This is a genomic window from Acetobacter farinalis (genome assembly GCF_011516935.1).
Lineage (GTDB): Bacteria > Pseudomonadota > Alphaproteobacteria > Acetobacterales > Acetobacteraceae > Acetobacter > Acetobacter farinalis.
Genome location: NZ_WOTF01000011.1, coordinates 26,580 through 48,192, shown reverse-complemented (window position 1 = coordinate 48,192; position 21,613 = coordinate 26,580). Strand labels below are relative to the sequence as shown.

Genomic DNA, 21,613 nt, shown 5'->3' with positions numbered 1-21,613 from the left:
CAGGTCCTCAATTCTCCGCGCCTTTCAGTCCTGTACTGGTTTGTTCCGTACTGGCGCGTTTTTCCTGCCCGCTGGCGGAATTCACCTCCCTTGTAGGAAAAAATGGCGCACCCGTCATGCCTTTGATTGGCATAGCGAATAACCTTCGCTACCCCTGCGTGGTCACACCGCTTTTTTCCTGTCCGGCGACGGTGGCGTGACGTAAAAACCTGCGAACGGAAATGACACCACCCCGATGAGCCCGCACATGCCCACGCCCGCCCCCGCAACACCGGCCCACCAGAGGCCAACCCCCCAGACACGTATCGTTCTGGGCGCCATGACGGCTATGGGCATGGTCCTGTGCTCGCTCTGGGTTATTCGCCCCTTTCTGCCCGCCACCATCTGGGCCATCACCATCGGGGTCACAACATGGCCCCTGCTGCTGCGCATCCAGAAGGTGCTGTGGGGCAGCCGGGCGCTGGCTGTTACCGTAACCAGTCTGGTCGCGCTGATGGTCTATGTCCTGCCCATCTGGCTGGCGACCACAACGGTGCTGACCCATACCGCCGAACTGAAGGCGCTGGCGGATTCCGCTCTGGCGTTCCGCATTCCCCCGGCGCCGGAATGGCTGCACAGCCTGCCGTTTATCGGGCAGAAAGCGGGCCTCTGGTGGCAGCAAATTGAAAATGTGGGCCTGCCACAACTGGCAAACCGCATTCTGCCCGATACCGGCAAGCTGATTAGCCTTGGGCTGGATTACGCGGGCAGCTTTGGCATGCTGGCGATACAGTTCCTGCTCACGCTGATTATTCTGGCGGCACTCCATTCACGGGGGGAAGCGGCTGCCAATCTGGTCATGAATTTTGGCTATGCGCTGGCGGAAGAACGCGGGCGGCAGATGGTTCTGCTGGCAGGCCGCACCATTCGCGGTGTTGCGGTTGGTGTGACGGTTACGGCTCTGGTGGAAAGCACGGTGGGTGGGGTGGGCATGGCCATAACCGGTGTGCCCTGGGCCAGCATTCTGACAGCCATCACCTTTATTGCCTGCCTGCTTCAGGCCGGGCCGGGTGTTACGCTTATCCCTGCGGTAATCTGGATGTTTTTCTTCCACAGCGCCGGTCCGGCTATAGTGCTGCTGGGGTTCACCATCCTTGCCATCGTGGTTGATAATCTGCTGCGCCCCTTCCTGATCCGCAAACAGGCCAATGTGCCTCTGGTGCTGATTATGGTGGGCGTTATCGGCGGGCTGACCGCCTTCGGGCTGGTAGGGATTTTTGTCGGCCCGATGATTTTATCCGTAACCTACACGCTGGTAAAAAGCTGGCTTGCTGACGCAGGAACCCCCGTGGCAGGTCCTGGCACCTCACAACCTCTCCAGCATGCCGTCCGGACCACGCCCTAACCCTCGGCCAGAGACTGAAACCGGACGCCTCACCCCCTACTGCGGCTTCGCCCCCGCTTCGGCTTGGGGTCATACCCACCGCCGCCCGGACCCAGCGGGCGCGGAACCTGTTCCTTTGCAGACTTCCGGCGTGTGGTGGGCTTCTGCCCGCCAGATGACGCGGCAACGGCCGGAGGTTCCAACCCCAGTTGCAACGCTTCCAGCCTCTTGATTTCATCACGCAGGCGGGCGGCTGTTTCAAACTCCAGATCCGCCGCCGCCTCACGCATCCGCTTTTCAAGACCCGCAATGGCCGTGCCCAGATCCTTCCCGACAAATTCCGCAACACCGGTCTCCGCGTCCGGGGCCACGGTGACGTAATCCTGCTCAAACACGGAAGAAACAATCTCGCCGATATTCTTGCGAACACTCTGGGGCGTAATGCCGTGGGCCTCGTTCCACGCCATCTGTTTCTCACGCCTGCGGGCGGTTTCCTCCACCGCGTAGCGCAGCGAGTCCGTCATCTTGTCCGCATACAGCAGCACACGCCCTTCCACATTTCGGGCGGCGCGGCCAATGGTCTGGATGAGTGAGGTGCGGGAACGCAGGAAGCCTTCCTTGTCCGCATCCAGAATGGCCACCAGCGAACATTCCGGAATATCCAGCCCTTCCCGCAGCAGGTTGATGCCAATCAGCACATCAAACGCGCCAATCCGCAAATCCCGGATAATTTCAATCCGCTCCAGCGTATCCACATCGGAATGCAGGTACCGCACCTTGATGCCAGCTTCATGCAGATAGTCCGTCAGGTCTTCCGCCATACGCTTGGTCAGGGTTGTCACCAGCACACGGCCACCCTTGGCAACCGTTGCCCGGCATTCCGCCAGAAGATCATCCACCTGATGTTCCACCGGGCGAATATCCGTTACCGGGTCAATCAGCCCTGTTGGGCGGATCACCTGCTCGGCAAACACGCCCGCCGTCCGCTCCATCTCCCACGGCCCCGGCGTCGCGCTGACAAAAATGCTCTGGGGCCGGAACTTGTCCCACTCGGCAAAATTCAGCGGGCGGTTATCAAGGCAGGACGGCAGCCGGAAGCCAAACTCCGCCAGAATGGATTTGCGGGCATTATCCCCACGCTCCATGCCGCCAATCTGCGGCACGGTCACATGGCTTTCATCCACAATCAGCAGAGCATCTTCCGGCAGATATTCAAACAGGGTTGGGGGTGGATCTCCCGGCTTGCGGCCTGAGAGATAGCGGGAATAGTTTTCAATTCCCTTGCACACACCTGTTGTTTCAATCATTTCCAGATCAAACGTGGTGCGCTGATCCAGCCGCTCGGCCTCCAGAAGTTTGCCTTCTTTGGTAAACTTGTCGAGCTGCTGGCGCAGTTCCTGCTTGATGCCGATCACCGCCTGATTAAGCGTTGGCCGCGGTGTTACGTAATGGCTGTTCGCATAAATGGTAATCTCCTGAAGATCAGCAGTCTTTTCGCCTGTCAGCGGGTCAAACTCGATAATGCCATCAATCTCCTCCCCAAACAGGGAGACACGCCATGCGCGATCTTCATTCTGCACGGGGAAAATATCCACCGTCTCACCCCGCACGCGGAAGGTGCCCCGGGTAAAGGCGGCATCATTCCGGCGGTATTGCAGTTCCACCAACCCCCGTACCAGACGGTCCCGGTCTATCTCCCCGCCCAGTTCCAGCTTCACGACCATGCGGGAATAGGTTTCAACCGAACCGATACCGTAAATGCACGAGACGGACGCGACGATAATCACATCGTTACGCTCCAGCAGCGCCTGCGTGGCCGCGTGGCGCATCCGGTCAATCTGTTCGTTAATCTGGCTGTCTTTTTCAATATAGGTATCAGACCGTGGCACATAGGCTTCGGGCTGATAATAATCATAGTAACTGACAAAATATTCGACAGCATTATTAGGGAAAAACTGCTTCATTTCCCCATAGAGCTGTGCCGCAAGGGTCTTGTTAGGCGCCAGAATCAGCGTGGGTTTCTGCGTGGCTTCAATCACCTTGGCCATGGTGAAGGTCTTGCCTGACCCCGTGACACCCAGCAGGACCTGATCACGCTCATTGGCCTCAATCCCCCTCAGGAGTTCGGCAATGGCCTGAGGCTGGTCCCCCGCCGGTTCGTAATCCGACACAACATCCATCCGCCGCAGCTTGGGCCGGGCCGCCTGACGCTCCGGCTCAAAGGTCACGGCAGGCAGGCTGGCGGCCCGCTCACTCAGCGTGCCACGCTTTTTACCGCCTGCGGCAGCCGGAGCGGAGGAGGAACGAGATGCGGACTCGGGGGAGGTGCGTGTGGCCATGGCGTTCAACATGGGGCGGCAACGGGCGGCCTGCAAGCCTCCAGGCCGCAGCCGCCCGCACCCTGCTCACCCTGCGCTATTCAGCCCTGCATCCGCGCACAGGTCCTGCGCCCCCACACACTGTCCCTCACACTGTCTCTCACTGGCCCTGAACACGATTTCTGGCAGGCGGGGCCATGAATTCCGGCCCGACCGGGTTCTGAATATCGCGGGTCAGAATGGTATCAATGGCTTTCATGTCAGCCTCATCCAGCGTCCAGCCGAATGCTTCCTCCACCCCGCTGATCTGCTCAGGCTTTCTCGCCCCCCACAGCGCAATGGTCGGCCCACGGTCCAGCACCCAGCGAACAGCAAGCGCCAACATGCTCTTGCCATGCTTCTCCGCAATGCCTTTCAGATCTTCCACCGCTTTCAGATACTGGTCAAAGCGTGGCTGCTGGAATTTGGGATCATGGTTGCGCAGGTCATCCCCTTCAAACTTGCGGTCTGCCGTCATCCGGCCGGACAGAAGGCCGCGGCACAGGGGCCCATAGGCCAGCACCACCAGCTTGTTCCGGACCGCGGCCGGCAGAACATCCTGCTCAATCTCACGTTCAAACAGGTTATAGGGCGGCTGAATGGTGGCAAGTGGTGCAAACTTGCTGAACTCATCCATCTGCGCCGGGGAGAAATTACTGACCCCCAGAGCCCGTACTTTCCCTGCCTTCACCAGGTTTTCAAGAGCGCGGGCGGTTTCTTCCAGCGGCGTTTCCACGTCCGGCCAGTGCACCTGATACAGGTCAATATACTCAGTGCGCAGGCGGCGCAGGGAGTCTTCAATCTCCTGCTCAATGCGCGCCGGGCGGCTATCACGGAAGATTTTGCCACCCTGCCAGTTCAGGCCCACTTTTGTTGCCAGAATGACCTTGTCCCGCTTGCCCTCCACGGCGCGGCCAACCACCTCTTCCGAATGGCCAAACCCGTAAACCGGTGCGGTATCAATCACGTTAATGCCCAGATCAAGGGCTTTATCAATGGTTCTGGCGGCATTGGCATCATCCGCGCCACCCCACATGGCACCCCCAATGGCCCATGTTCCCAGTGCGATACGGGAAGCTGGCTTTGCCAGACCGGGAATGGACAAGGTTTCTGCTGTCATACTCAGGCACTCCTCACCTTCAGGAACTCTCTCTGCACCCAAAAAAAACTGGCTCAAAGCCAGCCTGATGGTACAGCACTACACCCTTAACGCACGGCGGCGTGAAGAGTGCCTGCCTCATGCGGGATTCCGACATGTTTTCACAGGATAGCGGCCTTCCGCGCGCCGGGACTTGACCGGGCCGCTCAATCCTCTGCATTTTTTAGACATGACCTCTGCGCAGTCTCCCCTCATGCCGCGTGTTGGCGTTCTGGCCCTTGTCCGGAACGGCCGGAATGTCCTGCTTATACGCCGCGCCAATCCGCCGGATGCCGGATTATGGGGGTTTCCCGGCGGCCGGGTTGAAGCCGGAGAAACACTGTTTCAGGCGGCGGAGCGGGAACTGCTGGAAGAAACCGGCCTGAAGGCGCGCGCCCTGAAAACTGTGGATGTTTTTGACAGTCTCCACCGCACCCCGGAAGGCGCGCTGACGTTCCATTACGTAATTGTCGCTGTGCTGTGTGAAGACCCGCAACCGCACACCATCCTGCCACAGGCCGGGGATGATGCGCTGGAAGCACGCTGGTTTTCCTATGACGCCATCAGCGCGCTCGGGGCGCAAGCCTGTGCGCGGCTGTTTGAGCTCACGCAAAAAATCATGCCCGAACACGCCGCACCGTAAAGGCCCCATCACGATCATGGGGCCTCCCCTCCCTCCTGAGAATATCTCAGGGAAGAGGGAAACGCTTTTCATGAAAAGCTGAGAATTTCTTTAAGCTGTTCGAGATATTTCTCACGGGAATGGTCTTCCCGCATCCGCTTCAGCTCATTCTCACGCAGGCTTTCCCACAGTTCCCTGTCTTCATAAAGCCGGACAACGGCATCAGCAAAAGCCTGCGGGTCCGCCGTACTGACACTCAGCATATCCTCACCCGGTGTCCATCCCACCTGCTCACACAGGATAGAGGAGGCCACAATCGGCAAACCATGCGCGGCAGCCTCATGAATTTTGTAGGGAATCCCTGCGGCAAACCGCGTCGGGGCCACAAAAACACGATGCCTGTCATAAACCGGCCCGACTTCCGAAACACGCCCGATCAGGTTGACGCGCGGGTTTCTTGCCAATGGCGAGAGATCAACCTTCGGATTGATATAGCCACACACGGTAAATTTCACATCGTCAGGAAGGCGTCCTTCCAGCAGAGGCAGGACCTCACTACTGAACCACGCCAGAGAATCGACATTGGGGGAATCAATGTCATGCATGGCGCCAAGGAACAGAATATCACGCCGCGCATCCCAACCGGGAGAATAGGGAAGCGCCTTCTGCATATGCCCCAGAACACCCACATTCTGGAAACCATTCTTCTTCAGGATATCCGCATCCTTGCCGTTCACGGCAATGATTTTTTCAGCCATGAACAGATGCCGGAATTCATGGGTGAGCATTTCTTCCACTGACTGCTCGATCGCGGTTTCACCACGCAGCACACGTTTCTGGTGTTCGCGCGGGGCCGCCACGGCCTCGGTGTCAATAATCACCGCGTGAGAGGAAATGGCATCCGCACACTGCATCAGCACCGGGGCCAGACGGTCCGCATTATGCGTGCGGGCAATCCAGACCAGATCATAATATCCGGAACGGGATTTGATGAATTCCTCAAGCTCAGGAAGTTCACGATCCCAGATAACTTCTGCACGATCCGGGAAAGACCGGCAGATATCTTCCATAGGCTCCGTGGGGCGATAAACCGGATAGACTGTAACGTGATACCCCAGATCAATCATGCTCCGGATCACATCGTTCGAGCGTGTAAAGCCCGACCCGAGGAAGCGGTATGGCAGCCGGTCTTCAATAAACAGGATACGCTTCTGTCTGCTTGCGGAAGAGCGCGCCCGCACCAGCAGGCGCTCATGGAACAGGTTTTTCTGCCGCAGGTACGCCCCGTGCTTCTTGCGGAAAATCTCCTGATTACGCGCAATCATGGAGGCACCGCTGATAAAACCGGACGTGACGTATTCGTAGTGAATCACCACAATAGAGGGGTCATACACCACATCAAACCCGGCTTCATGAATCCGGATGCACAGATCCGTTTCCTCAAAATACGCCGGAGCATAATCCGTATCAAACCCGCCAAGCTGGCGGAGCAGGTCCGTGCGCACCAGCAGGAACGCGCCGGAGCAGAAATCAACAGAGCGCACGAAATTGGCTTCGGGCACATCGGGGCGCTTGTCACGCAGGTATCCGCAAACCGAGCCATCACGCCAGACAATGCTGCCTGCTTCCTGCAACATGCCATTGGTGCGCACCAGCTTGGCCCCCACGGCGCCGGTTTTGGGTTCGGCCCGCAGGCGCGCCAGAGCATTGCCAATGGCGCCCGGCATCAGTTCCAGATCATTATTCAGATAGAGCGTGAACGGACCACGCACTTTTTCAAGCGCTGCATTACAGCCCAGCAGGAACCCGATATTACCGGGGAAGCGCAGCACGTCCAGACCGCGCACATGCTGCTCGATATGCCGGACACCATCCGTAGAGCCTGAATCCACCAGAATGACCTGCATGGGGCCGTTATAGTTCGCCCGCAGGGATGCCAGTGCGCTCAGCGTCATGGCAAAATGGTCATGGACAATCATAATAACGGTGAAATCAGGATACTCGTACGTAAAATCCAGCGTCTGGTTCAGCAGAAGCGGCATCCTGACACGGCACATTTCATGGTAGATTTTCTTGGAAACATGCTCGTTTTCCTTCTGGAAAGCCGCATCATCTTCCACCTTGCCACCATGCGCGATGTAATGGGCGAACGCGTCCGGGTAATCCCCCCGGCTCACCTCACGCTGCACGGCCGGGTTACGGTAATACCCTTCCAGATCAACCGCGGCGATGGGCTTGCGCAGTTCATGAACGCCATATTTCAGGAAATGTTCAAAGAAATTGCGAAAATTCCCGCTTTCAACCGCACCGGACACATCATGATTGATCGTGCCGTAAAACTCTTCTGAAAAATAGGGATCAGGATTGAAAAGGCCTGGGGTTTTATTGGCAAGATAATGGTGCAAGGCGGATGTCCATGCGCCAGCATCCAGCTCCTTGCGTACTTCCGGATAGGTTTCCAGATACCATTCCGGGTCAAAATACCAGGACAGCCTGTGGCCGTACCCGCTTACCGGCGCTGTGGCCCGTACGCACTGGGCATAAGGCCCCAGATCCGTGGTTGTGGCCTGACCACCTTTCAACCACGCATTGGGGTCAAAAAACCATGAACCGCTGCTATACTGGAAATCACCAATATTGAGGTAATGGTCATACCCGTTTCTGAAGCCCATTTCCGCCAGAGTGACATCGGAAATGTCCGGATGCCGCTTCAGATAATACGCCTCATCAAACAGCCAGTGCGGGTTGTGAGAGGCAAAACCTTTCTGGCAGTAATGCTCAAAGCCGGACCGGACTTCCCCACGGCTGACCTGCTCGGCAACATCGGGATATTTGTCCAGATACCAGTCTTCATCAAAATACGGATTGGGAGAATGCCTGAGGCCTTCCCCTTTGGTATTATAAAATTCCTGAACAGCCTCATCCGTTTCAACGTGCAGGAAGTTTAGAACATCTTTATATTTCTCTTTATACCAGCCGCAGTCAAATACACTCCAATCAAGCTTTTTGTCTTTATCATATGCCGTCATTGAAATTTCCTAAGGCTTTCCATCAGGGGCTGACTATATATTTAGACGCAGTCCTTCAACAAGTCTGCCAAGTACTCGCACACTAGCACAGGAATGGTATCAGGAACAGAAAAGCCCCAAAGAAGGACAGCCGGGCGCTGGCTGGCACAGACCAGCCGCCCGGCCGCTACTTTTCTTTAATAGTCTTAATAAAATATCCGGCGGGACGCACGGATGATCCGGTACCGCCAGACCCCGAACACCCCCAGCACCGCCGCGGCATACAGCCCGCCCATGACAGACATGGAAAGCGGCAAGCCGGGCACCAGATAGGTTGGGGCATCACACGGTTTGGAGGGCAGCAGCGGCATGGAGGCCAGGCGTTCCGCCATTGTTTTGCCGGTAATATGCGGAGCCTGGCACCCGGGCAGCGGGCTGGGCCACCACCCCCACTCCACCCCGGCATGGCAGAAAGCAAGCCCGACAGACGCCAGCAGAACAGGCACACACAGCCACAGCACTGGCCCTCCGGCAGCGCCCGGCAGCAGGATATCAACAATGCCGATCACAATCAGCACCCGCCACGGCCAGCGTTCAACCAGACACAGCTCACAGGGCATGATGTGCAGGACATGCTCTACCAACCACGCAACGCCCAGCGCCACAGCGCCGGCCAGAGCAAGGAAAAGACCCATTTTCCTCAAAGAAAGCGCAGATTTCACGCTGGACGTGCCTCACTCAGTGCTGTGATGAAATTATAGGCCCATGTTACCGCCGTGACCCGCCAGACATCCGGCTCAAGCAGATCCCACCGGGCGCGGCGCTCCCCGGCGGGCATGGTGAGCGCTTTATGCAGGGCATCGGCAATTTCATCCGCATCATGCGGGTTGACCATCAGGGCAGACTCCATCTCCGGCGCGGCCCCTGCAAAATGCGACAGAATCAGCACACCCGGATCAGCCTTATCCTGAGCCGCCACATATTCCTTGGCCACAAGATTCATGCCGTCCCGCAGGGGGGTAACCAACGCAACATCGGCCAAGCGATAGAAACTGGCAAGCAGCGCTCGGGGCACCGGGTGCGTGAGATAGCGGATGGGTGTCCAGTCATATGTTCCGTAGGTACCATTAATGCGCCCGGCCGCTTCATCCAGATCCCTGCGCAAAGCGCGGTATTCCGGCACATTCCCGCGCGAGACAGGGGCAACCTGAAGATAATCCACCTTCCCCCGATGCTCGGGATACCGGGCAAGGAAGGTTTCATATCCCTTGAACCGCGCCAGAAGCCCTTTGGAATAATCCAGCCGGTCCACCCCGATAATAAAGGGCTTCCCGCTCAGGCTTTCCTTCAGCTTCTTAACATCCGGGTGAGTAAGCCCCTCCTCCGCCTGTTTTGCAAAGTTTTCGGGATCAATCCCGATCGGGAACACCCTTGCCTTTGCCTCAACCCCCACGATGGAGAACCCGTCATTCATGTTCCGGGCATCATCTTCCGTCTGCACACCAATCACATCATACGCCTGCATGGTGCGCAGCAGACCATCCGCATGCGGCAGGGCGCGCATCAGGCTCCATGGCGGGAACGGAATATGCAGAAAAAACCCGATCGGGGCTGTAACCCCCAGATCACGCAGCGCCTGACCGAGAGGGAAGAGATGGTAGTCATGAATCCAGATCCGGTCCCCCGGCTGCAAAAGCGGCAGCAGCTTTCGGGCGAACAGGGCGTTCACATCCTGATAGATTTTCTGGTCTTTCCGGTCATAATTCATCAGACCGGCGCGGTAGTGGCAGAGCGGCCACAAAATGCCGTTGGAATATTTCTGGTAAAACCCGTCATACTCCGCATGTGTCAGATCAATGGTGGCATACGTGACATTCCCCACCTCATCGAGACTGACTTCCGGGTCATACCCATCGTGCCCGGCAACCTGCCGGCCAGACCAGCCGAACCACAGGCAACTCCCTTCCTTCAGGGCCGCGCGGAGCGCAACAGCCAGCCCGCCAGCGGACTGCAACCGGCCCTGCGCTGCAGGAACCCGATTGGAAACAACAACCAGACGCCCCATGGTTCAGCTCTTCCCTTCAATCAGGAACGCCAGCCAGGCGCGGAACGCTGCGGGATTGGGGAAATCCGCCGGGATGCGCAGCCCGATGCCGCCGAGACGTCTGGCGGTCTCAATGCCGTCTTCATCCGTCACGTCATCCCCGATAAAAATAGGTTTTCTTCCGGAAAATGGCGCGGATTGCATCAGGATATTCACGGCATACCCCTTATCCACCCCGGCGGGCCGGATTTCCCACGCCATTTTTGCTGTCTGAACCTCGAAGGCTCCATTGGTGTCTCGCACCCAGGCCTCTGCCGCCTTGTGCAGCGGAAGACCTGCTTCCGGTGCGGCGCGATAATGCAGGACAAAACCACCCTGCTTATGCTCCAGCCGTGTGCCGGGCCATGCGGCAACCAGATGACGCGCCTCGGCAAACCATGCCTGCGGCACCTGCGGCAGAGCCGCGCGCTCGATCGGACCGCCGGGCCGATGCCTTATGGCAATGCCATGCTCACCGGCCACAGCGAACGGAATATCTCCCAGAAAATGATCAATCTGTTCAATCGGGCGGCCTGAAACCACCGCAAGGGCATCCCCGCAGGCCGCACGCAGGCGGCGCAGGGTTTCCAGCAGCCCATCCGGCACAACAACAGAGTCAGGAGTGGGGGCGATATCAACCAGCGTTCCATCAAAATCAATCAGAAACGCTGTCTCATCCAGAGGGGGGGCCTGAAGGCGAAAGTCTTGGCTGGAAGAAGAACGGACCACGTGCACCTCACCTTAATCTTGCCTCGGGGCGGACCAGCCAGAACACCACCCGGACCGAACACCAAACAGGACGATGCCCAAGCCGGACGAGCCCGACAACATCCTTCAGGGGCAGGACAGGTCACACATTGCCGCACGTGTTCCCCGGCACTGCCTCAATATTCTCCTCCGGCTTCGGGGGTGGCGCCGGGCGCATCACCCGTGGCCGGAAGGCTGGAAGAACCGGACGGCGGCTGAAGCGCATCCGCACCGGGCGCTCCGCTGGCAGGAGCAGGAGACGCAGGCTGATCAGCCCCGGCGGGTGCGGGGGTCAGAACCGGCACGGCCGGCACGGGCAGCGCCGGAGCCATGGGCTCCACATTCGCGCCCTCACACCGCACCATGCGCACGTCATACACCGCGCTTTCAAACACTCCCAGACCAGGTTCTGCCGCGAGCATCCAGCCCTTGAACGTTGCCCCATCGGGATGCGTATCATGCAGCTCAAGCCAGCCAGCAGCATCAGGCGAGAGCGTTGCCGGTCGCTCCAGGCACCGGCCAGCGGTAATATCCAAACTCTTGTAATGTGCCGTGGTTCCCGCTGGGACCGAAATCATCTCCACATGGGCGTCCAGCCGGTCCAGCACCCGCACCACGGCGGTCGCCTTCCCCTGCCACACCCCCGGCCCGTACACAGCCGGGGGGGCCACCGGTGTACCAACAGCCCGAGCCTCCGGCGCGGCAATCCACCCGCCAGCTCCGGCCACCGCGCCACACAGCATGGCCAGACGGGAAAAATGCTTCATGTTCATGCTTTCTTTCCCTGATGCGCGCCCTGATACGGAGACTGAAGAGAGGCCACGAACTGCGCGAGGCGGTCCCGCATCACCTGCTCACTCACGCCCATCACGATGGCATCTTCAAACGCGTCCCGCACGATGTCCTGCACTTCCTGCCAGTTCTCGTTCAGCACGCGCAGTTTTTCCTGACAGGCGAGCGGTTCGCCATCATCCTGCGGCCATAAAATCGGACTTTCCATGGGCTTGTTCCTGTTCGGGCCGCCAAAGTCAGGCGGCCGGATGCTGCACAAAATAGCTCATGGCAGATCGGCCTTGCCGGCATCCCCACCAGCAGGGGCTTTAGCTGTCGCGGCGTCTTTGTTCGCGCGGGTCAGCGTATCCGTGACCGAGAAAATAAACTTGCTGAGCAACTGCTCCAGGCTGATGGACCCCTGCGTTTCGCTTATGGTGGCGTTGGCCGCCATCATATGCTCATCCCCACCGGGAGAGAGGGCGATGTATTTCCCGCCCAGAAGGCTGTCGCTGGTAATAATGGCGGCGCTGTCAGTCGGCAGCTTGATGTCGGGGCGCACGCTGAACGTGACTTCCGCCTTGAAGGTGGCAGGATTGACGCGCTCGGAGAGCACCTGCCCCACGGTAACCCCGGCAAGCCTTACGTCCGAGCCAACGCCCAGCCCGTCAATGTGAGAAAATTCGGCATGGAGCCGGTATCCGGTGGTGTCGGTCTTGCGACCTTCCCCCACCACTGCGGCAACAAGCATCACCCCAAGCAGGGCGAGCACCACAATACCGGTGATTAATTCAATTCCATTCCGCTGCGGTTTTACGACCGTTCCTGAAGCCATGTGCCCTGTGCACTCCCTGTCCTGAAACCACCCTTAGCAGGGAATGCGTTTCAGATCACGCCTCAGGAGACCAGGACTCGTAATCTCCCGTGGCGGGCGGATGCTGGCCGGTTTTATATTCACTGCCCGGTGGGCGGTAAGCCTGTGCCGTGCCTGTCAGGTTCGGCTCGTGCGGCAGTTGCCAGGGCTTGCGTTCTTCCAGCGGAATCGGGGCATCCAGCGTGTGATGCAGCCAGCCCCACCATTCGGGCGGCACGGCGGAGGGGTCTTCCCCCTTCAGGTAGATCACCCAGCGTTCCGCCCTTTCCACACCACCACCCTGACGGGCCGGGCCTGTGGATTCGTAATAGCATCGTCCATCAGCATCCTTACCGATCAGACGCCCTTTGCGGCGGGTGTACAGCCATGTTCCGAAATTTGCCATGAGCCGGATGATAGGACTCCACACGCCCGTTGGCCATGTTTTTCGGGGGATGACTGATCAACTCCACTCGATCAGAACCCCTGCCACACCCCGCCTGATCGGGCTGGAACATGCGGGAAACCGGCGCTGAGGAAAGTTATCCCCCATATCCTCATTATACCGGGCATTGTATACCGCAAATGAGAGCCTGCATGGGTTCCACAGGGTTTGGGCGGCGGCGTAAACTCGCCTCATGACAAGAGCCCGACGCCATTGGAACGGCGTGCTTATGAGCACGTTACAGGCCGCAGCAGACCCGGATGCCCCCCTTTGCTCCGTCACGCTGCCCGCTGAGTGGGATGCAGAAGCCGCATCCGCACTGGCCCAGCTTGTGCCCGGCGCACAGGCTGTGGACCTTGCCGCCACAGCCTCCCGCTGGGTGGATGCACTGGCGCAGGATGACGCCACGGCCCGCTCTCTGGTCTGGCTGCTGCTCCTGCGGCAGGCCGCCCCCACGGAGCCGGTGTGGTCCTGCGCGTTTGACCGCCCCCCCGGCTTTATTGTGAATCTGGCGGCTTTTGTTTCCCCCGGTGAGGGGTTCGCGGCAGAAACCTTTGTGGCCGCCATCCGCCTGCTTTCCTCCGTTCTGCGCAATGCCGCCCGCACCACGGCTGACCAGCGGAATGGGGAACTGCCCCTGCCGGACCTGCTGACACCAATCACCCAGACACCTGCGGGGCCTGCGCCGCGCACCGAGTCCGGGCAGCCCCAGCCGCCCATGGTGGCGGGGGATATCCTGCTGACCAATCTGGATGCTTGTCTGGCCGGAGTCGGTCTGGATTATGACAGTGAAGACGGCCGGGCCGCGGCCTGCGCCATTGCCACGCTGGCCACGCTAACCGCCCATTCCGGCACAGGCCCCGAGTCCCTGCCGCTGCCGCCCGTACGCACCGTTCTGCCCGGCCTGAGCGAGACGCTCCGCGCTGTCTGGCGGGACGCCGCCGTGGCGACGGATACGCCCTTAGCCCCTGTGGAAACCGGCTTTTCCACGCCCGGCCCGGTTGATGCCCTGCTGGGGGTGGAGGCCTGTGGTCTGGCTCCGGTGTTCTCCCTTCTCAAGCCCGATGGACGGCTGGCCGCCAGCACGCTCGACCGCCTAGCGGCACGGGATTTCACCACGGAAACCGCGCTGGCCGCCGCGCTGGCGGGGGAAACTGTTCTGCCCCTGCCCGGCCCGAACGCCCATATGGCGATGTACCGCGCCCTGACCGGCTTTATTGACCGGATGCCCGCGCGCCCGGACCCGGCTGCCCAGCCGCTGGTGCGCAAGCTGGAACGCGGCATGCGCCGCGCCCTGCCACAGCGGCAGGGTGGCTTCACCCAGAAAACCAGCATAGGCGGCCACCGGCTGTTCCTGCGCACCGGAGAGTATGAAGATGGCACCCTGGGCGAACTGGCGCTGACACCCACGCGCGAGAGCTCCATGGTCAAGGGGCTGATGGAAAGCTTTGGGGAAGCCGTGAGCATCGGCCTGCAATATGGCGCGCCGCTGGATGCGTATGTCAGCAGCTTCGCCTATTCCTGCTTCGGCCCCTCCGGCACTGTGGAAGGAGACTCCGTCGCTACCTATGCCACCTCCATGCTGGACTACACATTCCGGGCACTCTCCGAAGCCTATCTGGGGAAAAAGCTGCCTGACGGCCCGCATCAGGACAACCAGACAGACCCGGACCCACTTCTGCCGCTTGATTTCCCGGCGCAGGAGGGCGACCCTGCTCCGCGCAAACGTGGCAGCCTGCGGCTGGTCAGCTAGCCCGGTCCTGCCTGAAACCACGGAGCACCGGCCGCCGGACTTCTCTGCGCGGCTCCGGGGCTCCGTCACTCTGATAAGGACTCGCTTCTCATGAGCACCACACCCGAATCCCGCCTGAAAGATCTTGGCATCACCCTGCCCACACCGGCAGCGCCTGTGGCCAATTACGTCGCCTGTGTGCAGACCGGCTCCCTGCTGGTTGTCTCCGGCCAGTTGCCGCTGGCAGACGGCAAGCTCTTCGCCACCGGCAAGCTGGGTGATGCTGTCTCCGTGGAAACGGCTGTGGAAGCCGCCCGCTACAGCATGATCAATGTCATCGCGCAGGTGAAAGCCGCTGTGGGCGATCTGAGCCGTGTCAAACGCGTTGTGCGTCTGGGCGGCTTTATTGCCTGCACACCGGAATTCACCACGCATGCCGCCGTGATGAACGGAGCCTCCGATCTGGCCGTGGCCGTGTTCGGGGATGCCGGACGCCATGCCCGCTCCACCGTCGGGGTGCCCTCCCTGCCGCTGGATGCCCCGGTTGAGGTTGAAGGTCTGTTTGAAATCGGCTGAGTGAAGAGCGCCGTCATGTCTGACTGGTCTGTCTCCCTGCATGACGGCATTCACGCCATAGAGCCCGCCGCGTGGGACGCATGCGCGGGCTCTGGCAACCCTTTCATCAGCCATGCCTTTCTTTCCGCGCTGGAAGACAGCGGTTCTGTCAGCCAGCGCACCGGGTGGCTGCCCCGGCATGTCACCCTGCACGCCCCGGATGGCACGCTAGCCGCCGTTTGCCCGGCCTGGCTGAAAAGCCATTCCTGGGGCGAATATGTGTTTGATCAGGGCTGGGCGCGCGCGTTTGAAGCCGCGGGAGGCCAGTATTACCCCAAGCTTCAGGTGGCGGTGCCGTTCACCCCGGCTCCCGGCCCGCGCCTGCTCTGCGCCCCCTCCGCCCCGCCGGAAACCGCTGCGGTGCTGGCCGATGCCCTGCGCCAGATCTGTGGGGAAATGGGCCTTTCCTCCGCGCATGTCACCTTTTGCCCGGAACAGGAAAGCACCCTGCTGAGCCAGCGTGGCTGGCTGCCCCGGCTTGGGGTGCAATATCACTGGCACAACCACAACTATTCAAGCTTTGACGATTTTCTGGCCACTCTGGCCTCCCGCAAGCGCAAGGTGCTGAAGCGGGAGCGGCGCGAGGCCAACGCCGCCGGACTGACCTTCCACACCCTGCGCGGCAGCGAGATCACGCCAGCGGACTGGCAAGCCTTCTACACGTTCTATCGCAGCACGGTGGACCGCAAATGGGGCAGCGCCTACCTCACACCTGCTTTCTTCCCGCTGCTTTCCGAACGGCTGGGGGATCGTGTCGTGCTGATGGTGGCGCGGCATGGAGAAACGCCTGTAGCCGCCGCCCTCAACCTGCTGGGGGATGACACGCTTTATGGCCGCAACTGGGGCTGCACGGGGGACTGGCCCTTTCTGCATTTTGAACTCTGCTATTACCGCGCCATTGATTTCGCCATCGCGCACGGGCTGAAGCGGGTGGAAGCCGGCGCGCAGGGGGAGCACAAGATCCAGCGTGGCTATGTGCCCAGCCTGACCCACTCCGCCCACTGGCTGGAAAACCAGTCCCTGCGCTCTGCTGTTTCCGCATTTCTGGCAGAAGAACGCGCCGCCATACAGGACGAGGCCGAGGCCCTCCGGGCACTCTCTCCTTACAGGAAAGATGAGGCCGAACCGGGCTGAACGTAGTGCGCCATGAGAGGCCTGCCATTGTCGGCGTCGGTTTTTTTGCGTATGGCAGGCAGGCCTTCCAACCGCCCTTTTTTGGATTGACCGCAGCCGTGACGACGAGCACATCCCCCACCCTTCCTTCTGACCATCAGGCCACCCTCATCGACGGCAAGGGCTACGCCGCCACGCTTCGGCAGCAAATTCGCGACGATGTCCGCGCATTTCATGAAGAGCATGGCGTAACCCCCGGTCTGGCTGTCATTCTGGTGGGAGATGACCCGGCGAGCGAAGTCTATGTGCGCAACAAGGCCATCCAGACGCATCATGCGGGCATGCGCTCCTTCATGCACATGCTGCCCGAAACCACATCGGAAGATGAACTTCTGGCGCTGATCGAACGTCTGAACCATGACCCGGAAATTCATGGCATTCTGGTGCAGCTCCCGCTGCCCAATGGTCTGGATGCCCGCCGGGTGACCAACGCCATCCAGCCGGAGAAGGATGTGGATGGTCTGGGGGAAATCAATGCCGGGCGACTGGCCATCGGCCTGCCCAGCCTGATTCCCTGCACGCCGCTGGGCTGCCTGCTGCTGCTGCGTGACCAGTTGGGAGACATGCGCGGCAAGCATGCGGTGGTGATCGGCTGCTCCAATCTGGTGGGCAAACCGCTGGCGCTCCTGCTGCTGGCCGAAGGCTGCACGGTTTCCATCGCCCATATCCATACGGTGGATACCGCCGCCATGGCGCGGCAGGGGGATATTCTGGTGGTGGCCACCGGCTGCCGGGAACTGGTGCACGGAGACTGGATCAAACCCGGCGCAACCGTGATTGACGTGGGCATTACCCGTGTCACAACGGAAACCGGCAAAACCCGTCTGGTGGGGGATGTGGTGTTTGATGAAGCCGTGAAGGTAGCAGGCCGCATTACGCCGGTCCCCGGTGGTGTTGGCCCCATGACCATTGCCTGCCTGCTGAAAAATACGCTCACAGCCGCCCGCCTGCTGGTAACGGGCAAGACGGAATGACTCTCTCCCGCCTCTCCGTTGAGCTGATCCCGCGCAGCGAGGAGGCGCTCGCGCAGGATACAGACCTTGTCAAAGCCCTGTTTCCTGCCGCGGATACCCTGAATATTCCGGACCTCATGCGCTTCCCGCTACGGAGCTGGGATGCGGCGGCCCTGACCATGCCGCAGTTCGGCCCGGTTATCCCGCATGTGCGGGCCATTGATATCGCCCCCGGCGCGCCCCTGCCGGGCAGCACGATGCCCGGCCTGAAAGAACTGCTGGTTGTGCATGGAGACCCTCCGGCCGATCTTGCCCACCAGACCTACCCCAACACCACGGAAAGCATTATCCGCCGCTACCGCCGGGAAGCGCCGCACTTGCGCATTTACGCGGCGTTCGACCCGTACCGTCGCGCCCCCTGGCAGGAGCTGGAAGATATCGCGCGCAAAAAGGACGCAGGCGCGGAAGGGTTTTTCACCCAGCCCGTGTTTGACCTGAAACTGTTTGACCTGTGCCGGGACTGGCTGCGGGATGAGCTGGTGTTCTGGGGTCTTTCCCCCGTTATCGGGCCGCGCTCCCGCTCCTACTGGGAGACCACAAACCATGTGGTGTTCCCCAAAGATTTCGAACCCTCTCTGGAGGCGAATATCCGGTTCGCGCAAGCCGTGCTGAGCCAGCTCGCGCAGGAAAAAGGCTGTGCCTACCTCATGCCGCTGCGCGTCAGGCTGGACCAGTATCTTCCGCCGCTTATGAGCGTCCTGAAGGCGTAATCCCTCTTCCACTCCGGCGTTTTCCCTGCCACAGTCCGGCCATGTCATTTTACCTGCTTTCCTGGCATGGCACCCTGGCCGGTTATACTGGCATGCACATGCACCCGGCTTCCTTCGCGGAGGTCTATTCCCGTGCCGTGGCACCGGTCATCCTGCATACCAGCGGTCTGCTCGAACCCTGTGGCGCCTTCGTGCAGGCCCAGCCGGTCGAGAGTGTCAGCGGCCATCATCTGGTCGCCCTGAAAGCGGATACCCACTATGTGTGCTGCCGCCCCACGGGAGAATTTGCACCGAGCCCGCTCTGTGCCGCGTGGGAGCATTTTCTGGCCGTTCCGACGGAGCTTCTGCCCGCGCTGCGCGACCTGACCGCCCGCAACTGGTTTGAGGGCACCCGCTTTCTGGGCAAGGCCATCTGCGTCGAGCATGAGATTGTACTCGGGGAGCGAAAATGGCCAGTGCATGGCCTGCATGCCGAGCGCCGGGGAGACAGCCTGACCCTGTGGAACGAGGCCTCGGCTGAGCGCACCGTTCTGAGGCTCTGCCCGTCCTCCTCCCTCGCCTCTCTGATGGAAATGCTGACAGAGCGGCTGGAAACCTCCAGCATCCATCCCGCTCTCACCCCCTGGGCCACACTGGAGGCCCTGCGCGGGCACATGCTCCTTGTCAGCCTTACTCCTGAAAACACAGGGCATATCCTGCATCTGGCCCGGATATGCGGCCTGTTTGAACAGTGGGATCTGGCCGCTGGCTTCCTGGCCTGCGCCCAGACGCAGGATGAAAGGCCCGACCTGCTCTGGTTCGCCGCCATTCTAGCCCTGCGCACCACGGAATATGGCGCCGCCGCCGCCCTGACGGAACAGGCTCTGACAACCCGCTTTCCTGACCGCCCCATTCTTGCGGAAACACAGGACCTTCTGGATGCCCTGAAAGCCGGGAAGGACATGCTGTTCCTCTTCCCGGCAAAACTGCATGCTCTGGGCCTGCCTGCGTTTGAAGACCTGTTTGATCAGCTTCTGCTGCCCATGCCGCTCTCTCCGCAGAGTGGCCGTGCGGAAAAGCAGGCCTACAGCACCCGGTTTGAAGAAGCCTGCACACAGCAGGATGTTCCCCACCGCTTGCGCCTGCTGGCGGCGGAAGTCCGGGCCAATGGCCAGAGCTACTGGGAAGAGATCAACATGGGTCATGCCAGTTGGCTGAATGACCTGCGTGCGGAAGCGGATGCTCATTACGCAACAGCCCGCACACTGGCTCTTCAGGGCAACATCTCACCCATCCATTATAATTGCGGTGTCTTTACATGGCTGAGCGAGGCCGCAAGCAAGGCGCTTGTCGGCCGCACCATGCCAGACCATCTGGGCCTGTCTTCCTGGACATGGCACTTCAGCCCGGAGGCTGAAACCCAGCCGGAGCTGTGTCTGGTTTTCGGGTGTGATTCCCGATATTTCGAGTTTATTCCGAAGCTCATTCTCTCCCTGATCCGGGCCTGCCGCGCAGACTCCGCCGCAGGGCGTCTTGAACTGTGCATCGGGGTGGACCAGCCCACCATGGAGCAGTTGAACTTCCTCACCAAAGTTGCGGAATGGCTGGAAGAGCATGAACCCCGGCTGGGTCTGAACTTTGCCCATGGCACCCTGACATCACGGACCCCCGCGACCTACACAGCCATTCGGTACCTGATGCTGCCCGCCATCACGGCCCGCTACTCATGCCCGGTCATGACGGCGGATTGCGATGGCTATTTCCCGCAGGACTTCATCAGCCTGTGGCGCGAGATGCAGCAGACCGCCGATTACGGTTTCCGCCTCTATGCGTATGACCAGTCCGGCAAGCAGATCCATGGAGAACCCTGGGGCTTTGGCGCAGGTCTTTCCTATTTTGGGGAAGCCGAGAAACTGCCCGATATTGCCAACTTCCTCAGCAATTACCTGAACACCGCCTATAACCCGCAGAACCCGACCAACTGGTGTGTTGACCAGTGCGCTCTGGCGCAGGCGTTCAGGGAGTTTGTCGCGCCACGCTGGCACGACCTGCGTATCAAGTTCATGGATGATGGCACACCGCTCATGATCATGCCGCACCATGTGGGCGGCAAGAGAGCCTTGCTGGAGCATGGCGGCACCGTGACGCAGGCTGATGTCCTGCGGGAACTGTCAGACTACGCCCCCGAACAGCAGGGCACAGCCACGGAAGGCTAACCCTCTGCGGCCTGAAAACCTCTCAGGCCGCAGGATCAGGAAACGTTCTGACCCGGGTAGGGTCAGGGTTTTTTGTTGCCGTAAAGAGCTGTCAGGCTGGCGGAGCCAAGGGTGTGGTGATGCACCATAAACCCCACCAGCGCCGGGCTGGAATCCGGTGTGACATCCAGCGTGGGCACATCCAGCGCATGCACCGTAAAGATATAATGATGCACCGGCCCCGGAGGCGGCGCGGCGCCGCCATAGCCGGGCACACCAAAATCGGTGCGCACCTGCAAAGCGCCTGCTGGCAACCCACCCTTGCCTGAGCCCGCCCCTTCCGGCAGAGCCGTCACGCTGGCGGGGATATTCGCAACAACCCAGTGCCACCAGCCAGAGCCTGTCGGGGCATCCGGGTCATACACTGTCACCACGAAGCTTTTTGTGCCCGCAGGCGCATTCCGCCATTCCAGCGCGGGCGAGAGATTCTGCCCGGTCTGACCCATGCCATGATAAACCTGAGCCTGCGGCAGCGTGGCTCCGTCCGTAAAGGCCGGGCTTGTCAGAACAAACGTCATGGTGACTCGTCCTTACCAGTTGCGGCTGATCAGCCAGAACTCTTCAGATGTCAGCGTGACAGCCTTGCCAGCGTCAGACTCCGCCGCAGCGCGCGCCAGTGCTTCAATCCGTTCAATCATGATGACTTTACGCTGATGCGCTTCCGTAGTTTCCGGATTTGTCTGCAAAACATCCAGTGATACCTTGGCGGCTTTGGCAACGCGCGCGGCATCCAGCAGGGCGTAAGACAT

Annotated in this window: 20 protein-coding genes; 8 read left to right on the top strand and 12 right to left on the bottom strand. The window is 60.4% G+C overall.

The features are described 5' to 3' along the window. Window positions 1-247 precede the first annotated feature (247 nt). Complete coding sequence (locus GOB82_RS09455; RefSeq protein ID WP_166122450.1) at window positions 248-1,384, top strand: AI-2E family transporter; 1,137 nt, start codon at window positions 248-250, stop codon at window positions 1,382-1,384. 29 nt (window positions 1,385-1,413) lie between these two features. On the opposite strand, the gene uvrB is transcribed toward GOB82_RS09455, so the two are convergent. Both uvrB and GOB82_RS09445 read right to left on the bottom strand, forming a co-directional pair. Next, the gene (gene uvrB, locus GOB82_RS09450) at window positions 1,414-3,702 is read right to left on the bottom strand and encodes an excinuclease ABC subunit UvrB (RefSeq protein WP_194300444.1); all 2,289 of its coding nucleotides are present in this window, start codon (window positions 3,700-3,702) and stop codon (window positions 1,414-1,416) included. Between the two features lie 139 nt (window positions 3,703-3,841). Then, entirely contained in the window at window positions 3,842-4,840 is a 999-nt protein-coding gene (locus tag GOB82_RS09445; protein ID WP_166122448.1) for an aldo/keto reductase, read from the bottom strand. Window positions 4,841-5,048: 208 nt separating this feature from the next. On the opposite strand from GOB82_RS09445, the gene GOB82_RS09440 reads away from it, so the two are divergent. Then, on the top strand, window positions 5,049-5,501 hold the full coding sequence (locus tag GOB82_RS09440) for an NUDIX hydrolase (protein WP_166122446.1): 453 nt from the start codon (window positions 5,049-5,051) through the stop codon (window positions 5,499-5,501). Window positions 5,502-5,569: 68 nt separating this feature from the next. On the opposite strand, the gene GOB82_RS09435 is transcribed toward GOB82_RS09440, so the two are convergent. From GOB82_RS09435 to GOB82_RS09400, 8 genes are all read right to left on the bottom strand, one after another. Continuing rightward, a complete protein-coding gene (locus GOB82_RS09435; protein WP_166122444.1) occupies window positions 5,570-8,509 on the bottom strand; it encodes a glycosyltransferase in 2,940 nt (979 codons plus the stop codon). 185 nt (window positions 8,510-8,694) lie between these two features. Beyond that, the gene (locus GOB82_RS09430) at window positions 8,695-9,210 is read right to left on the bottom strand and encodes a disulfide bond formation protein B (RefSeq protein WP_377792246.1); all 516 of its coding nucleotides are present in this window, start codon (window positions 9,208-9,210) and stop codon (window positions 8,695-8,697) included. Beyond that, window positions 9,207-10,553, bottom strand: coding sequence for an alpha,alpha-trehalose-phosphate synthase (UDP-forming) (locus tag GOB82_RS09425; protein WP_166122440.1), 1,347 nt, complete (start codon window positions 10,551-10,553; stop codon window positions 9,207-9,209). Before GOB82_RS09425 ends, GOB82_RS09430 begins: the two co-directional genes overlap by 4 nt. 3 nt (window positions 10,554-10,556) lie before the next feature. After that, window positions 10,557-11,300 carry a trehalose-phosphatase gene (gene otsB, locus GOB82_RS09420; protein ID WP_166122438.1) on the bottom strand — a complete coding sequence of 248 codons (744 nt, stop codon included), beginning with the start codon at window positions 11,298-11,300 and terminating at the stop codon, window positions 10,557-10,559. Between the two features lie 155 nt (window positions 11,301-11,455). Beyond that, the gene (locus GOB82_RS13540) at window positions 11,456-12,085 is read right to left on the bottom strand and encodes a DUF2155 domain-containing protein (protein WP_166122436.1); all 630 of its coding nucleotides are present in this window, start codon (window positions 12,083-12,085) and stop codon (window positions 11,456-11,458) included. Window positions 12,086-12,087: 2 nt separating this feature from the next. Next, window positions 12,088-12,318: a hypothetical protein gene (locus tag GOB82_RS09410; protein WP_166122434.1), complete on the bottom strand. Its 231-nt coding sequence runs from the start codon at window positions 12,316-12,318 to the stop codon at window positions 12,088-12,090. Between the two features lie 57 nt (window positions 12,319-12,375). Beyond that, entirely contained in the window at window positions 12,376-12,924 is a 549-nt protein-coding gene (gene mlaD / locus GOB82_RS09405; protein WP_166122432.1) for an outer membrane lipid asymmetry maintenance protein MlaD, read from the bottom strand. A 55-nt stretch (window positions 12,925-12,979) separates the two neighbouring features. Further along, window positions 12,980-13,348, bottom strand: coding sequence for an NADH-ubiquinone oxidoreductase subunit NDUFA12 family protein (locus GOB82_RS09400; protein WP_166122430.1), 369 nt, complete (start codon window positions 13,346-13,348; stop codon window positions 12,980-12,982). 268 nt (window positions 13,349-13,616) lie between these two features. On the opposite strand from GOB82_RS09400, the gene GOB82_RS09395 reads away from it, so the two are divergent. The 6 genes from GOB82_RS09395 (at window position 13,617) to GOB82_RS09370 (ending at window position 20,825) form a co-directional block, all read left to right on the top strand. Beyond that, window positions 13,617-15,140 (top strand): TSCPD domain-containing protein, encoded by a 1,524-nt coding sequence (locus tag GOB82_RS09395; protein ID WP_242007310.1) that lies wholly within the window; start codon window positions 13,617-13,619, stop codon window positions 15,138-15,140. 90 nt (window positions 15,141-15,230) lie between these two features. Further along, complete coding sequence (locus tag GOB82_RS09390) at window positions 15,231-15,695, top strand: RidA family protein (RefSeq protein ID WP_166122426.1); 465 nt, start codon at window positions 15,231-15,233, stop codon at window positions 15,693-15,695. A gap of 15 nt (window positions 15,696-15,710) precedes the next feature. Then, the gene (locus GOB82_RS09385) at window positions 15,711-16,868 is read left to right on the top strand and encodes a GNAT family N-acetyltransferase (protein WP_166122424.1); all 1,158 of its coding nucleotides are present in this window, start codon (window positions 15,711-15,713) and stop codon (window positions 16,866-16,868) included. Window positions 16,869-16,966: 98 nt separating this feature from the next. Beyond that, the gene (folD, locus tag GOB82_RS09380) at window positions 16,967-17,881 is read left to right on the top strand and encodes a bifunctional methylenetetrahydrofolate dehydrogenase/methenyltetrahydrofolate cyclohydrolase FolD (RefSeq protein ID WP_166122422.1); all 915 of its coding nucleotides are present in this window, start codon (window positions 16,967-16,969) and stop codon (window positions 17,879-17,881) included. Then, complete coding sequence (locus tag GOB82_RS09375) at window positions 17,878-18,630, top strand: methylenetetrahydrofolate reductase (protein WP_166122420.1); 753 nt, start codon at window positions 17,878-17,880, stop codon at window positions 18,628-18,630. The genes folD and GOB82_RS09375 overlap by 4 nt, the downstream gene beginning before the upstream one ends. A 41-nt stretch (window positions 18,631-18,671) precedes the next feature. After that, window positions 18,672-20,825, top strand: coding sequence for a hypothetical protein (locus tag GOB82_RS09370; RefSeq protein WP_166122418.1), 2,154 nt, complete (start codon window positions 18,672-18,674; stop codon window positions 20,823-20,825). Window positions 20,826-20,887: 62 nt separating this feature from the next. Here GOB82_RS09370 and GOB82_RS09365 read toward each other — a convergent pair whose 3' ends face one another. Both GOB82_RS09365 and GOB82_RS09360 read right to left on the bottom strand, forming a co-directional pair. After that, window positions 20,888-21,382: a kinase inhibitor gene (locus tag GOB82_RS09365; protein WP_166122417.1), complete on the bottom strand. Its 495-nt coding sequence runs from the start codon at window positions 21,380-21,382 to the stop codon at window positions 20,888-20,890. Between the two features lie 12 nt (window positions 21,383-21,394). Continuing rightward, a complete protein-coding gene (locus tag GOB82_RS09360) occupies window positions 21,395-21,613 on the bottom strand; it encodes a hypothetical protein (RefSeq protein ID WP_166122416.1) in 219 nt (72 codons plus the stop codon).

What these genes read in the sequence shown, in the direction of transcription:
- GOB82_RS09455 (WP_166122450.1), top strand. Translation starts at nt 248, where the DNA reads ATGCCCACGCCCGCCCCCGCAACACCGGCCCACCAGAGGCCAACCCCC.
- uvrB (WP_194300444.1), bottom strand. Translation starts at nt 3,702, where the DNA reads ATGGCCACACGCACCTCCCCCGAGTCCGCATCTCGTTCCTCCTCCGCT.
- GOB82_RS09445 (WP_166122448.1), bottom strand. Translation starts at nt 4,840, where the DNA reads ATGACAGCAGAAACCTTGTCCATTCCCGGTCTGGCAAAGCCAGCTTCC.
- GOB82_RS09440 (WP_166122446.1), top strand. Translation starts at nt 5,049, where the DNA reads ATGACCTCTGCGCAGTCTCCCCTCATGCCGCGTGTTGGCGTTCTGGCC.
- GOB82_RS09435 (WP_166122444.1), bottom strand. Translation starts at nt 8,509, where the DNA reads ATGACGGCATATGATAAAGACAAAAAGCTTGATTGGAGTGTATTTGAC.
- GOB82_RS09425 (WP_166122440.1), bottom strand. Translation starts at nt 10,553, where the DNA reads ATGGGGCGTCTGGTTGTTGTTTCCAATCGGGTTCCTGCAGCGCAGGGC.
- GOB82_RS13540 (WP_166122436.1), bottom strand. Translation starts at nt 12,085, where the DNA reads ATGAAGCATTTTTCCCGTCTGGCCATGCTGTGTGGCGCGGTGGCCGGA.
- GOB82_RS09410 (WP_166122434.1), bottom strand. Translation starts at nt 12,318, where the DNA reads ATGGAAAGTCCGATTTTATGGCCGCAGGATGATGGCGAACCGCTCGCC.
- mlaD (WP_166122432.1), bottom strand. Translation starts at nt 12,924, where the DNA reads ATGGCTTCAGGAACGGTCGTAAAACCGCAGCGGAATGGAATTGAATTA.
- GOB82_RS09400 (WP_166122430.1), bottom strand. Translation starts at nt 13,348, where the DNA reads ATGGCAAATTTCGGAACATGGCTGTACACCCGCCGCAAAGGGCGTCTG.
- GOB82_RS09395 (WP_242007310.1), top strand. Translation starts at nt 13,617, where the DNA reads ATGAGCACGTTACAGGCCGCAGCAGACCCGGATGCCCCCCTTTGCTCC.
- GOB82_RS09390 (WP_166122426.1), top strand. Translation starts at nt 15,231, where the DNA reads ATGAGCACCACACCCGAATCCCGCCTGAAAGATCTTGGCATCACCCTG.
- GOB82_RS09385 (WP_166122424.1), top strand. Translation starts at nt 15,711, where the DNA reads ATGTCTGACTGGTCTGTCTCCCTGCATGACGGCATTCACGCCATAGAG.
- GOB82_RS09375 (WP_166122420.1), top strand. Translation starts at nt 17,878, where the DNA reads ATGACTCTCTCCCGCCTCTCCGTTGAGCTGATCCCGCGCAGCGAGGAG.
- GOB82_RS09370 (WP_166122418.1), top strand. Translation starts at nt 18,672, where the DNA reads ATGTCATTTTACCTGCTTTCCTGGCATGGCACCCTGGCCGGTTATACT.
- GOB82_RS09365 (WP_166122417.1), bottom strand. Translation starts at nt 21,382, where the DNA reads ATGACGTTTGTTCTGACAAGCCCGGCCTTTACGGACGGAGCCACGCTG.
- GOB82_RS09360 (WP_166122416.1), bottom strand. Translation starts at nt 21,613, where the DNA reads ATGTCTTACGCCCTGCTGGATGCCGCGCGCGTTGCCAAAGCCGCCAAG.